The following is a 14,296-nucleotide window of genomic DNA, read 5'->3' as shown; positions in this document are numbered from 1 at the left end:
GCCATGAAAAAGCTCCAGTTTTATCTGCTGCTACTTGTGTTGGCACCAGTAGCGGTACTGATCATTATTACGCCTATGGATAGCCAGAAGCAGTATATCTTTGGCTTGATCAGTATGGCGTGCCTGTTTGTTTTAGGGTGGTTTAGCAAGAAACGCGGTATTTCTATTGTACTGGTTCTTGCATCTATCCTGATGTCCACCCGTTATATCTATTTCCGTGCGACGCAAACGTTGCACTTTAATTCTGAGATTGAAGCCATATTAGGGATTGGCCTGTTTTTGGCTGAACTTTATACCTGGGTTATGTTGCTGCTCAGCTATTTACAAACTATGTTCCCCCTTGAGCGCAAAATTGTGCCGTTGCCAGAAGATGAATCATTGTGGCCAACGGTTGATGTCTATGTTCCAACCTACAATGAAAGTCTGGATGTAGTACGCGATACCGTTCTGGCTGCGCAGTGCCTTGATTATCCGAAAGATAAAATAAAAATATATTTACTGGATGATGGGAAGCGTAGTGAGTTTGCGGTGTTTGCGGCAGATGTTGGTGTGGGCTATATCACCCGTACAAATAACGCACATGCAAAAGCGGGCAACCTGAACCATGCAATGAAGCTAACCAACGGTGAGCTGATTTGTGTATTTGACTGTGACCATGTTGCTACCCGTGTATTTTTGCAGGCAACAGTTGGCGCGTTCCTGCAGGATTCAAAATTGGCGCTGTTACAGACTCCACACTATTTTTACTCGCCCGATCCTTTTGAACGTAACCTGTCGCGCGGACTGAATATCCCGAACGAGGGATCACTATTTTATGGCCCTATCCAAAAAGGTAACGATAACTGGAACGCGACATTCTTCTGTGGTTCCTGTGCGGTTATTCGCCGCAGTGCGCTGGAAGAAATTGGTGGATTTGCTGTTGAAACCGTTACCGAAGATGCTCACACGGCACTGAAATTACAGCGGTTGGGTTGGAAATCAGCTTTTCTGGGTATTCCCCTTGCTGCAGGGTTAGCAACAGAGCGTCTGGTTCTGCATGTGATTCAGCGTACACGCTGGGCTAGAGGTATGACGCAGATTTTCCGGATGGATAACCCGCTGTGGGGGCGTGGGCTGCACTGGCAACAACGGTTGTGTTATTTGAGTGCAATGCTCTACTTCCAGTTTGCGCTTCCGCGTATTGCATTTCTCACGGCACCACTGGCTTATTTACTGTTTAACCTGAATATTATCCACTCTTCAGCCGGCCTTATTTTTGCCTATGCGCTGCCACATTTGCTGATTTCTATATTTGTCAGTTCACGTCTTAATGGCCGCTTCCGTTATAGCTTCTGGGGTGAAATTTACGACCTGGTGTTGGCGTTCCATATTGCCTTGCCCACGATGATAACCATGATTTTCCCCAAACGCGGCAAATTCAACGTAACGGATAAAGGCGGTTTGCTGAATGTCGGTTATTTCGATTTCAGCATTGTTCGCCCTCACGTAATTGTGGCTATTTTGCTGGCGATTGCTGTGGTAGCGGGTATTGTTCGCGCCGTGGCATTTAACTACTTTGCTGTTGATCCGAACGTTATCGCCCTGAACGTTGGGTGGGGTTTATACAGCTTGTTTTTCCTGATGGGGGCGATTGCCGTTGCGCGTGAAACACGCCAAACACGTAAAACTATTCGCCTGGATGTGGCTATTCCTGCAGTTATTCACTATGCCAGTGGTGTTTCTTCCCGTACTGAAACCCGTGATCTTTCCATGGGGGGCTGCCGCCTTGTTGCTCCAGATGACCGACATCTGAGTGATGAAATTGAGGAAGTTGAACTTCAGTTGAACTCTGGAGCGATAAGTATTCCGGTGAATATGATTTCGTCTGAAGACCACCAGGATAATGATATTCGCCTGATGTTTGATGATATTCCGCTATCGCGCCGTCGTGAGCTGGTGCGGGTTGTGCTTTCCCGTGCAGATGCCTGGGTACAGCCACCGAAACCGCAAGATAACCCCTTCCGCTCTTTGGCTACCATTGCCCGTTGTGTCTTCGATTTGTTCTGGTTCACGTGGAAAGACCGGCAAAAAATGCGCCGGGAGAAGAGACTGGCCAGAATGGCGGAACATGAGGAGGAGAGCGCAGTATGAAATGGATGCGATGGTATGCGCTTTCACTGTGTGTAGCGCTATCGGGTTCGTTGCGCGCGGCCGAACAAACGACCGCCCCTTCTGAGCCCTCATCAGCGGAGAGCACCCCAGCGACGGTTGAATCTGGCACCACCGATTCAGCTGCCTCTGATGCGGGGTCTCTACCACTGGATTTGCCTGCACCCCCGCCAGCCACAACGGATGCGCCTGATATGGTTGCCAGCAGTATTACTCAGGCGACAGCCAGCAGTATTACTCTTGCGCAAATGGGGCAGCCTTTGGGGCTGGCTTTGAGCGGTGGGCAGTTACAGGCCGGGATTAATTTCACACTTCCCAGTGATGAAGTGATTACTACGGCGCAGTTGGTGCTCAACCTGAAAGTATCGCCAGCTTTGGCTGCGCGTAACACCACTTTGCAACTGATGATGAATGGACAACCGCTGGGCACGGTGCCATTGGGTTCAGCACAGTCTGATGACACAACATACCAGATGGAAGTTCCGGCTGCTCTGGTGGTGTCCAGTAACAACCTTAGCTTTAAAATCAATGATGGTGATGCACTGTTATGCCAGCGTGAGTTGACGGACAAGTATCAAGTCACAGTATTGCCAACAACGCGTCTGGAACTGGAAGGGCAGCAACTGAATATTGGTTCGGATTTAAGCCACTTCCCACGTCCTTTCTTCGATACGATGCAAATGACACCAGCCTCTATCTCTATTGCTTTTCCGGAGAAATTTACTCCGGATGAAGTGAGTGCGGCGGCATTGATTGCCTCCTGGATGGGGATTCAGGCGGATTATCGTGGTGTTTCTTTTGATGTTCAGACTAAAACTTTGCCAGAGAAAAACGGCATTCTGATTGGTGCGCCGGGGGATATTATCGCCGGGGTACAACTGCCGCAAAGTAACGGCCCGCTTCTGCAAATCATCGATAACCCAGGCAACCCGGTTTATAAACTGTTGCTGGTGGTGGGGAAAGACGATACACAATTACGAGCCGCCGCCTGGCGTCTGACTCGCGGGCAATTCAAACCGCAAACCGCATCGCTGGCTGTTAAACCCCAGGCGATTCCGGTCAGTAAGCCTTATGACGCACCACGCTGGATAACCACTGAACGCCCTGTGCGCCTGAGTGAACTGATTCGTAAAGATCAGAGCATGACAGTTACCGGTATTTGGCATGATGTGTTGCGGGTGGCTTTCCGTGCTGCTCCGGATTTATTCCTGTGGGATGGCGAGACCATTCCAATGCGCATCAGCTATCGTTTCCCATCCGAGAACTGGATTGATGAAGACAAGTCTTACCTGAACCTGACCTTCAACAACACGTTCCTGCATAATCTGCCAGTTAACAAGCAGGGGATCCTGGAAAGCTTGTGGCACAAACTGGGTGGGGATGCACGCCAGGAGCACGCTGATATTCCGCTGGAACCTTATATGATCTATGGGGATAACCAGCTATCGCTCTATTTTAATATCACCCCGAAAGCCAGTGCGCCTTGTGGTGTGTTGTTAAATAACAATATCAAGAGCCGTATTGACGAAGATTCATGGATTGATTTGAGCCATACTCGCCACTTCGCGCAGTTACCCAATCTTTCTTACTTCGTTGGTGCTTCCTTCCCGTTCACGCGTCTGGCGGATTATTCGCAAACAGCCCTATTGCTTCCCGCTCACCCGGATGATGCACAAATCGCAACACTTTTAGACCTGACTGCCCGTTCAGGGAATGCTACGGGTACGGCATTGAACCAGAACCGGGTTCTGTTTGGCCTGCCGGAAGGTGGTGCGAATAAAGCCTGGCTTGATTCCCGGGATATTCTGGCTGTTTCAACACTGGGTGAAGAGGCATTTAACCGTGCAATATTGACGGATTCACCCTTTACGACCAGTGAACATACCTTTGGTGTTCGTGAACCTTCCCACTGGCAAAAAATTAAGCGCTGGGTAGAAGGCAACTGGAATCTGAATGGCCTGGAAGCTGACCGCTATTTCTCTTCAAACGAAGCCTGGCGTGGGTTTGTGAGTTATCGCTCCCCCTGGAATGATAAGCGGGTTGTGGTGATGGCGATTGGCAGCAACGATGATCAACTTTCCCGTCTGCATACTGATTTGATGTCGGCAAAAATCAACGCTGCTATTCGTGGGGATGCGGCAGTGATTACCGATGAAAATGGCGTGCGCAGCTTCCGTGTCGGGCCTCAGTTCCCGAGCGGCCAGTTACCCTGGTACATGATGATTATCTGGTATGCCAACCAGCATAGCGCCATGTTGGCCATTTTGGGGTTGATTCTGAGTATGGTGGTGGGACTTGCGCTGTACAGCGTATTGAAACGCCGTGCTCGTAAACGTCTTAATCCGGAGTCAGAGTCGTGAAAACAGCGGGTAAAAAAATGAACCATAAAACAGCCCAGGTGCTATCGACCTTCTGCTTGTCCGGGGTGCTAAGCCTCGGTATGGCTGTAGGGCAGGCACAGGCTGATGCCGACAGCCCGGCGTTAAAAGCCTTGTTTGATCAAGCCAATTACTGGCATGAAAAATCCCATGATGAACTGGCAATGCAGTCGCTGAATAAAGTGTTGATGGTGGATGCCAACAACACTCAGGCACTGTATCTGATGGCATTATGGTCCCAGCAAAATGGCAACCTGAAAGAATCTGCGCAATGGCGTGCCCGGCTGGCGAAAGCCAACCCTGCTGCGCCACAACTGCAGTCGCTGGATAATGCCCGCCAGTTACAGCAAGTCCCTCAGGGGCAACTGGCATTAGCCCGCCAGCAGGCACGCAGCGGCAATATTTCTGCGGCTTTATCCACCTGGCGCGGCTTATTTAATGGGAGTGAACCGCCAGTAAGCCTTGCCCCAGAGTATTACCTGACAATGGCAGGGGACAAATCACTGTATCCGCAAGCTCTTAATGGTTTGCGCCAGCTCACTGCTGAGCACCCGCAGAACAACGCCGCACGTGTGGCGTTGGGTAAGGTGCTGACTTACCGTGATGATACACGCCGTAACGGGATTGATTTGCTCGAAGAGATGGCCAGCGGCAACAAAGACGCCGACAGTAGCCTGCGCCAGGCACTATTGTGGTTGGGGCCAAAACCTGGCGACGAACATTATTATCAAACCTGGATGCAGCGCCACCCGAAAGATGCCGACGTGCTGGCCTATTACCGCAAAAATGTTGGCGGTGCGGCGAAAGGCGCTGGCTTTACTGATTTGAACAGCGGAAATTTGGCCTCTGCGCAAAGCCAGTTTGAAAAAGTGCTGCAGGCCAACCCGGCTGATGCCGATGCACTGGCCGGGATGGGGTATGTTGCTCAGCGTAAAGGGGATTACCAGGCTGCGTCTCAATACCTCAAACGGGCCGCTGAACAAGGCGGAGATGCTTCTGCAGAACGCCAGAAGCAGGGTGAAGATGCGGCGTTTTATGGTCAACTTGCTGAAGCTCAGCAGGCGTTTAAACAGGGCGATACCTCCCGTGCGTTGGCACTGAGTGCGCCACTGGCACAACAGAGCGGTGACAAGGGGACTGCAGCGAAGCTTTTCCGTGCCGATGTTTTACGCCGTACTAAAGATTATGCTCAGGCTGAGCAGACACTGCGAGATATTCTCACCAGTGCGCCGGACAACACATCAGCCAGGGAAAATCTTTACTACGTTCTGCGTGATCAGAATAAAACCGATGAAGCGCAGGCGATGCTGCAAAGCCTGCCGGCATCACTTCAGGCGAAACTACAGCCTAAAGGTGGGTATGGCTCACCCGCAGACCCAATTCGCCGCCAGGCACAGCAGGCGCTGGCGCGGGGTGATACTACTCAGGCCATTTCTACTTTGCGCCAGGGTATCAACCGTTTGCCTTCTAACCCCTGGTTGCGGCTTGATCTGGCCAGAATTCTCAATAAACAAGGTAATAACGCGGCTGCAAGCGATGTGATGGCTCCATTATACCGTGCGGGATCCGGTACCGAGTCTCTGTATGCTGCTGCGTTATTTGCCAGCGATCAGGGGGCCTGGCAACAGGTGCAAACCTTGATAGGCCGTGTTCCGGCTTCGGCACGTAACCGCGAGATGCGGGATTTATCGCAGCGCGCTAACTTTAACCTGCAAATGGCGACCGCAGAAAGTTACCTGGCTTCAGGTAACCAGGTCGCCGCGGCTAACACCTTGAAAGCGCTTTCGGGGCAGGTACCAGACAGCCCGGCAGATGCCGGGAAACTGGCGCGTCTCATGGCTCAAAGTGGAGATATGAGTTCGGCCGTCGCGGTTGTGCGTGGCAACATTGCCCAGGGTATTAAAGGTAATGCGGGTGATTATGCCGATCAGGTTGCGGTATTAAACCAGGCGGGTTTGCGTAGCGAAGCCCAAACTCTGTTATCTAACCCTGAACTGCAGGCGAACAGTACACCAACGCAACTGGCCGGGATCCGCAATGGCTATGTTATCAACGAAGTAGATAAGCTACGTGAGCAGGGTAATTATGCTGCGGCTTATGACAAGCTGATCCGTGCCCTGCAACAGGATCCGCAGAACACCGATCTGATGTTCGCTATGGCGCGGTTATACCAGTCCGGCAAAATGAACAAAGAAGCGGGTGTGGTTTATGACTACCTGATGACCAGAGATACCCCGCAGCAGGATGCGCGTGTTGGTGCTATTGATGTCGCACTGAGCAGTGGCGATGTTAAAAAGGCACGTTCGCTGGCAAATGGATTACATGATACGCAAACACCTGACCGGTTGTTGTTAATGGCACGGCTGTCAGAAGCCGAAGGTAACCACCAACAAGCGCTGGCCTACCTGCGAAATGCCCGTGGGCAATTGGTTGGGTTACAGCCTGGTACGACGTCGACATCGCCAATGATAGGCGGTCTGGTACTGGCGGATAATCCGTTTAACGGGACTTCGCCAACCTCCTATTCCCGCACTTCTTCATTGCAGAATGGTTCAGTGATGCCATGGCAGGTCGCGCAGATGAGTCGCAATCCTCAGACTGCACCAGTGAATACTGTGCGCCCAGACTTACCCGTGGAGTCAGCACAAAGTAGTACACTGAGGCAAGTTGATGAAATGATGCGACGGCTTGATGAAAAAACTGCCACATGGGTTCAAGGTGAGCTGGCTGTTCGCGGGCGGGATGGGGAAAGCGGCCTGAGTAAACTGACTGAAGTGAAAGCTCCGCTTCAGTGGTCTACATCGCCTTTCGGCGATGCCCGTCTTGATTTGAACGTCACGCCGGTTTCTCTGAATGCAGGTAGCTCATCTGTTGATGCCAGCCGCCGATTTGGTACTGGTGCGTTAATTCAGGGGCAAGTTGCGAAAGCAAACGGGACATCATCCCTTGCCGGAGATACCCTGCCAGACGTGGCCTCTCAGGGCTCGCAGAGTGATTCTGGTGTAGAAGTGGGTATGGCGCTGAGTGGTGATAGCTATAAGCTGGATGTAGGCACTACTCCACTGGGGCCGGACCTGAATACGGTGGTGGGTGGTATTCAATGGTCGCCGCAATTGACGGATTATTTGAAAGTCATTTTTAAAGGCGAACGACGCGCCATGACAGACAGTCTGCTGTCTTATGTTGGGGTGGAGGATAAATATTCAGGTAAGCATTGGGGGCAGGTCACTAAAAATGGTGGCACGGTACAACTGAGCTACGATGACGGCGATGTGGGCTTCTATTTTGGTGGCGGTGGCTGGAGCTATATCGGTACCAATGTTGCCAGCAACACCAGTGTTGAAGGTTCTGCCGGTTTCTACTTGCGGCCACTGCGCGCAGATGACCGTGAGCTGAAAACAGGGATCAATATCGGGTATATGGATTTCTCCAAAAACCTGAGTTACTACACCTATGGTCAGGGCGGGTACTTCAGTCCGCAAAACTATATCAGTGTTTCTTTCCCAGTAGATTATTCCCAACGGTTCAGTAACTGGAAAATGTCCGTAGGGGCTGCTCTGGGTTATCAATCCTACAGCCAGGATGATAGCGCATACTTCCCGAATGACCCGGACTTGCAGTCTCAACTGGAAAGCTATGTGGCAGCAGGGGAGGCGAAAGAAGCTTACTACGGTGGTAAGAGCCAAAATGGCATGGGTTACAACCTGCATGCCAGTGTCGATTACAACATTAATAAAGATATGACCGTAGGCGGTCGTGTGGGTTACGACACCTTCGGCGATTACAACGAAAGCACCGCTAAGGTGTGGTTCCGCTATATGTTGGGAGACCGTTAACAATGGCGTTAAATGAGAACAACCCTGCTGTGCTGGGATATTTCCAGCAACAGCAGACACCGGCAGGCTGGTTCGACATGCTGACTATTATGGTTGATGGCATGGTGCGTAATGTTGGTGAGAAAGACAGCCATCCGTTCCTGACACAAATGGGCATCTCTTTTGGGCAGGCATTCCCCCTGCCTGAAGCGGAGACTGTTGGTGAGCTGGAAGCGCATATCAATAATCGCCTGGCGCAATTTAACTGGGGGATTGTTGACATCGATGTGGAGGATAACGCGATGGTTATCCACCACCAGGCGCTGCCGGTAGCACGTAACAATCGCGAACAGAACAGATGGTGTAACGCATTTTGCGCTATGATGGAAGGCGTATATGCGAGCTGGATGCGCCAGCAGGGTGGCAAAGATAGTGTAGCCTTGTGGCGTGACCAGTCCTGGTCATTGACCGATGTTCAGTTCCGTTATCAGGGACGCTTTTAAGGAAAACTATGTTACAACGGGGTTTAGCACTGGTGGCGCTGATGGCGTCACTGGTGATGTCGTCGTTCGCACACGCCGATGTGGACTGGGGGCATTTTAAAGCGCGTTTTTTAATGGCAGATGGTCGAATTATTGACACCGGAAATAACAATGTGAGCCATACCGAAGGCCAGGGCTTCGGTATGTTATTCGCTCTGGCAGGGAATGACCGGGACAGTTTCGATAAAATGTGGACCTGGACCGATACCCACCTTAAGAACACGAAAAACGGGTTATTTTACTGGCGTTATAACCCGGTGGCACCTGATCCCATTGAGGATAAAAACGATGCCTCTGATGGTGATGTTTTGATTGCATGGGCGTTATTGAAAGCCGGGGAAAAATGGGGTGATCCTAAGTACTTTAAAGCTTCTGATGCCATTACTAATGCACTGATTAAACATACCGTCATTGATTTTGCCGGAAAGAAAATCATGTTGCCCGGTGCCAGTGGCTTCAACCTCAATAGTTACGTCAACCTTAACCCGTCTTACTTCGTTTTCCCGGCCTGGCGCGCATTTGCCAAACGCAGCCATCTGGCGGTGTGGACTCAGCTTATTAATGATGGGCAAAGTCTGTTGAAAAAAATGGGTTGGGGTGAAGCTAACCTGCCTACAGACTGGGTTTCACTGTATGCCGATGGGCGAATGGAGCCTGCCAAACAGTGGCCTGCACGTATGAGCTACGATGCTATCCGTATCCCAATGTATATTGGCTGGGACCAGCCTAACAGTGTGTTACTGGAGCCATGGCGTACCTGGTTTGGCCGTTATGATCGTTTGCATACCCCAGCTTGGGTGAATGTGAATGATAACCAGGAGGCCACTTACAATATGCAAGGTGGATTACTGGCAATACGTGATCTGACAATGGGAACTCTCACTAGTATGGAAACAGAAGTCACCAGTCAGGATGATTACTACTCTGCCAGCCTGAAATTGCTGGCTGCAATGGCCGCGCAAGGGATGTAGCCACAAGGTAACCCGTTATTTTTAACTGGTTACCACCACCGCAAGTTTACGTGCCCGCTTAGCCGGGCACGACTCCTTAACCTACTCGCAGCCTGTGAAGCCGCACTGGCCATATCACTTCAAGTGAAGGGAATTTTCACCGAACCGGCATCCGGTTCAGCGAATGTAACCCGAACCACATTTTGCCAGTACAGCGCCGGTTGCGCGCCGTGTCAGCCACACAGGTTTCACTCACCAACAGCGCCCGGCGCACGCAGGGGGACCGTCCCCCCTGCACCCCCGTGGGTGGCTGGCAAAATCGCCGCTACGCGGACATTCGGCTTATCCCGGCAGGCTTATCGGGTACCGCTCCGAGTCGGCCTCCTGCCTCCCGTCGCTCTGCCTGCATCCCTGCAGGCAGCCCCGGCCCGCCAGACACGCCTCAACGATTTCGAGGCCACTAACCCCACCGCCTGTAAGCTCTTAGCAAATTACAAAGAAAACATACCGAATGACTTACTTACAGCCACTCCAGACAACACAAGCAATCCCGTTACTCGCAGCGCTGGCGGAGTCGCGTAAGACCGGTGAACCGCAGAAAGGAAGACAAGGTTATTCCGCCAGGACGGCGGAATAAGGCGAAACGAGGCATGGATGCCGAGTCGAGCCGGCCGCAGGCTGACTGCCCGGAGGTGAACGCAGTGCGGAGCACCGGTTGCCCGCGAAAACCGGATTGTTAAGGGGCGGGCCCCTTAACACGTTCACCGGCTGTGAAGCCACATTAACCACATCACTTCAAGTGAACGGAATTTTCACCAAACCGGCATCAGTGCAAAGTGAACGAAACTTTCACCACACTAACATCAGACTCAACGAACCAACCTCCCATCCACTTACTGCGGATAAGGCACCCAATCCCCACTATTCAACCTGACCCATGGCTTATCCTGGTACTCAACCACAACCGCATTCGCGTTTTCAGATACTGGCGCACTCTGTGGCAGCCCACTGGTTAGTGCATTCCAGTCAACCTGGTCAGCAACAAAGTTTTTGCCATCGACGGAACGTACCACCAGTTCGGAAATAGCCAAATAACTGCTGGGGCTGTTAATTTCGATTGGCGCACCCTGATGTGGCGCTTTCATTCCAATAAACTTCACGCCCACAGGCACATGGGTAATTGACGGGCTGGGAATGTCGCGTAACCCGGATACCTGCATTTTATCGCCTTTTAATGCAGCACCATGTTCGGGCACAACAACAACCATTACCCGGCGGTTTGATTTCTCTAATTGAGTGAGAAACGCATCCAGCTCATCAAACAGTTTCTTGGCACGGAGTTTATAGTCTGCAGTTTTGCTATTACCTGGGAAGTGGTTCCCATCGTGTAATGCCAGCAAGTTGAAGAAGGTGGCGTTACGCTCATTGCCGGGAACGGTATTCATCCAACGCTCCAGTACGGCGGTGTCATCGTAAATAGGCGAATTATCGAAAGAAAGCAGGTTGACCGGTAGTTTGCTTTGGTCCATCAATGGGACAGAAACCCCGCCATTTACCTGAACTTCTTTCAGGAAATCGCCAAATTGACCATTGTGGTCAAGCATCAGGTGCATTGGGAAACCCAGTTTCGCCAGGTTATCAAACAAGTAGCATTGTTCACCTGCTGGCTGGTACAGATTCTTATGGGAACTCTGCCCGCAACTGGCGCGTAATAGACGAATTGCGGCTGGCCCACTGTATGAAGTAGCAGAATTAAAGTTTTTAAACAGGATATCGAAATGCGACCACAACGGATGGGAAGTAAGCCCTGTCTCTTCAATATCTGACCATGCCAGAGAACAAATATTGATGATTAACACCTGGAAAGGTTCGGCGTCTTCTGGCAACGATTCCGGGAATGGTGTTTTCCGCTTTGATTCACTGCTATAAAACGTGCTGAGCCATTCGTTGATATTGGCAGAGTTGGCTGGTGCCGTTTGTGCCGGAATCTCGCCATTTAATATTGGCGCGCCGGAAGCTGCGGCACTGGCAGAGCCTGAAGCAGAAGGCGCTGCGGCGGTATTCGCTGTTGTTGCCGGTAATAATGAAATAGCAGGGCCGGCAATATTCAGCACATTCAGCCACACCATCGCCAGTACCACAAACACAGTGACGCGAACCCACTGGGAGAGGAAAAGCCAGCCAACAAACAACACAAAAATCGCGCCGACCATATCCCAGTTAATAAAGCGTGTCACCAGATCCAAAATATAATCGGTACTGAACCCTGCCAGTTGTGAGCCCTGGCTAAGAATACTATCCGGGCCTGGTAGCCAGGTATCATGCCAGAACAAACCAAACCCAATAGGAATGGCAACCCACTGGCGAATACGGTGCAGGCGTTCAGATTTAATGGGAAGCAATAGAAAAACAAGGAATGCCAGGTTTTTTAGTTCGTGGAAATTAAGGTAGCCCGCCCATAACAAACCGAATTTGACTAAAAAATAGAAATTCCAGGCACCCGGCCCTCGCCATGCTTGCCAGTAAGATGAAAAAGGGGACGATGGTATTTTATTTGTCATGTTTGTCTGCCCTGACAGATGCATTACGGCGTAAGACCCCAGCGGGTTTTACGTAACGCGGTTTACCAATAATCTGGCGCACGCGTAAATGAAGAACAGGTAACCAGCGCCTGGCACTATAGCCCAAAGGGAGAAAGATGATGGCGCACAGTACAATTAATTGAAGAATATCGGCGAGACTCATCACGGGTTCTGCCCCTCCGCATTGGGTTGCAACAGGGTCAATGGCACAGGAACCCGCCGCCATACACGGCCAGAGTGTTCTGCATTAACAGGCAGTGGGTCGTTGTCCTGAGGTGAAATTGGTGTTTGCCAGTCAGTTTCAGGGATAGTCCGCATTTGCGTCATTTCTGCGGCAATATCGTTATCTTCAAACCAAACCACACGGTTAGAGATAATATCGCCAACAGGTAACGGGAAAATATGTCGCAAGGCAACTTCCAGATCGTTGATACGGCAATAGGATAAAAACAACATTAGCCGGTTGTTTCCCAGAGTCACAAAATCGCCCATGCGGTTTGTTTTGCACAAAGTTAACAACTGCTCAACCCGCAACCCTGGAACTGGGCGCAGGGCAACCAACACCCCTTTGCTGTCTTTCGGTGCCATTGGGTTATTCAGGGCGGATTTTACTGCGTCACAGAATTTATCCCATGGTTGAAAGCCACGCAGGTTCAGCGGGCGCAGGCTTGCTGTTAGTAACGAAATGTCATCGGGTACATCGCGGGTGAAAAACTGCCCCTGAACACTTTCTATCATATTCAGGCAGCGGGAAAGCGGCGCATTGTAAGGCACGATTATATTCGCGCCACAGGCCATTAATAAGCGTTCATCGGTGGCACGCAAACCTGGCCGGGTTTCACGAACAACGAGTTTCATTACACTGCCACGTTGTTTGCGCAAGGTATGAATACAGTTCGCCAGGTGATCAATTTGCTGGTTGTTTTCCAGAGCAAAGATAGCAGTAGCAGCATGGTGCTGACGGGCTTCGGTGAATACCGCTTCGTTGTCTGCAAACAGTGACCAGTATTCGGATAATATGGGCGCACCTTCTAAAACTGCGCTATGGCTCAGAATCTGGCGCTCATCACTGCGCTGCTGTGGCTCATGTTTTTCTGTGAGTTTCACTGACCAGCCACGCTCGCCTTTATTCAGCGCAATACGTTGCCTGGCGCTCACACCCATCTTGTTTAGCCAAAAAGTGACATCAAGAATATATTCTCCTTGCTCCTGGCGAACAGATGCTATTCCTGAAAGGCTTTGATGTTGATTGGAAAGTAACGAAGTGGCTTTATCTGAATTATTGTCTGGGTTAATGATAAGGATTGTGCAATTATTGGTTTTTACCCAGCGTTTCATATTGGAAAGCCATTGCTTAATAGCATCGCCAGAAATACTTCGCCAAAAACCTTCTTTCACAAGGAAAATGAATAAGTAGTTATCAGGGGTAATCGAACAAAGCAGATCAGAAGATAATGAGTATAGACTATTCTTATTTTCTGGCATATTGAATAATTGAATTCTTTCAGGACCGTGATGTTGATCCAATTCAATAACTGACGACGCGTTTTCACCCATAGTGATAACGGCCGCAAGAGCTTGATCGCTTTGCGCAGCAAGGGTGCTATTGGCAAGAAGTTGCGCATCTTCTGCTTGATCAGTATTTACCCACCAGATTCCACCCGTGGTCATTTGTTGCAACTCATCCCAAAGTGCATGTATGCCAAATGAAAATATTGATTCCATGGCGTCTCTCTTGAATCGAAGTGGCTACCTTCAGAGTGTACTAGCGCAGGCCTGAAAATAAACCTAACATTGAAAATAAATGGCATCAGATTTAGCATTGTAATTCAATGTCTCTCTGTGGTCATTACCTAACACGTTTTCCAGAACATTCAATTG

General features: G+C 50.6%; 9 protein-coding genes. 6 read left to right on the top strand and 3 right to left on the bottom strand.

Annotated elements, in window-relative coordinates:
* Nucleotides 1-3: 3 nt before the first annotated feature.
* The 6 genes from bcsA (at nt 4) to LC084_RS23245 (ending at nt 10,470) form a co-directional block, all read left to right on the top strand.
* Nucleotides 4-2,130, top strand: coding sequence for a UDP-forming cellulose synthase catalytic subunit (gene bcsA, locus LC084_RS18025; RefSeq protein ID WP_226572593.1), 2,127 nt, complete (start codon nt 4-6; stop codon nt 2,128-2,130).
* Nucleotides 2,127-4,508 carry a cellulose biosynthesis cyclic di-GMP-binding regulatory protein BcsB gene (bcsB, locus tag LC084_RS18020; RefSeq protein WP_226572591.1) on the top strand — a complete coding sequence of 794 codons (2,382 nt, stop codon included), beginning with the start codon at nt 2,127-2,129 and terminating at the stop codon, nt 4,506-4,508. Before bcsA ends, bcsB begins: the two co-directional genes overlap by 4 nt.
* 17 nt (nt 4,509-4,525) lie before the next feature.
* Nucleotides 4,526-8,362, top strand: a complete 3,837-nt coding sequence (locus LC084_RS18015; RefSeq protein ID WP_226572589.1) for a cellulose biosynthesis protein BcsC — start codon at nt 4,526-4,528, stop codon at nt 8,360-8,362.
* Between the two features lie 2 nt (nt 8,363-8,364).
* Nucleotides 8,365-8,844, top strand: a complete 480-nt coding sequence (gene bcsD / locus LC084_RS18010; RefSeq protein WP_226572587.1) for a cellulose biosynthesis protein BcsD — start codon at nt 8,365-8,367, stop codon at nt 8,842-8,844.
* 8 nt (nt 8,845-8,852) lie between these two features.
* Nucleotides 8,853-9,854: a glycosyl hydrolase family 8 gene (locus LC084_RS18005; protein WP_404808687.1), complete on the top strand. Its 1,002-nt coding sequence runs from the start codon at nt 8,853-8,855 to the stop codon at nt 9,852-9,854.
* Between the two features lie 490 nt (nt 9,855-10,344).
* The gene (locus LC084_RS23245; RefSeq protein ID WP_264193566.1) at nt 10,345-10,470 is read left to right on the top strand and encodes a hypothetical protein; all 126 of its coding nucleotides are present in this window, start codon (nt 10,345-10,347) and stop codon (nt 10,468-10,470) included.
* Between the two features lie 256 nt (nt 10,471-10,726).
* Here the strand turns inward: LC084_RS23245 and bcsG are convergent, their stop codons facing one another.
* Genes bcsG through bcsE form a run of 3 tightly spaced genes read right to left on the bottom strand, consistent with a single transcriptional unit; the run spans nt 10,727 to nt 14,140 of the window.
* Entirely contained in the window at nt 10,727-12,394 is a 1,668-nt protein-coding gene (gene bcsG / locus LC084_RS18000; protein ID WP_226572585.1) for a cellulose biosynthesis protein BcsG, read from the bottom strand.
* Nucleotides 12,384-12,581, bottom strand: coding sequence for a cellulose biosynthesis protein BcsF (bcsF, locus tag LC084_RS17995; protein ID WP_226572583.1), 198 nt, complete (start codon nt 12,579-12,581; stop codon nt 12,384-12,386). The genes bcsG and bcsF overlap by 11 nt, the downstream gene beginning before the upstream one ends.
* On the bottom strand, nt 12,578-14,140 hold the full coding sequence (bcsE, locus tag LC084_RS17990; protein WP_226572581.1) for a cellulose biosynthesis protein BcsE: 1,563 nt from the start codon (nt 14,138-14,140) through the stop codon (nt 12,578-12,580). The genes bcsF and bcsE overlap by 4 nt, the downstream gene beginning before the upstream one ends.
* Between the last annotated feature and the right edge of the window lie 156 nt (nt 14,141-14,296).

This window comes from Mangrovibacter yixingensis, from assembly GCF_020523985.1.
GTDB classification, from domain to species: domain Bacteria; phylum Pseudomonadota; class Gammaproteobacteria; order Enterobacterales; family Enterobacteriaceae; genus Mangrovibacter; species Mangrovibacter yixingensis.
This window is presented reverse-complemented; position numbering and strand designations above follow the sequence as displayed.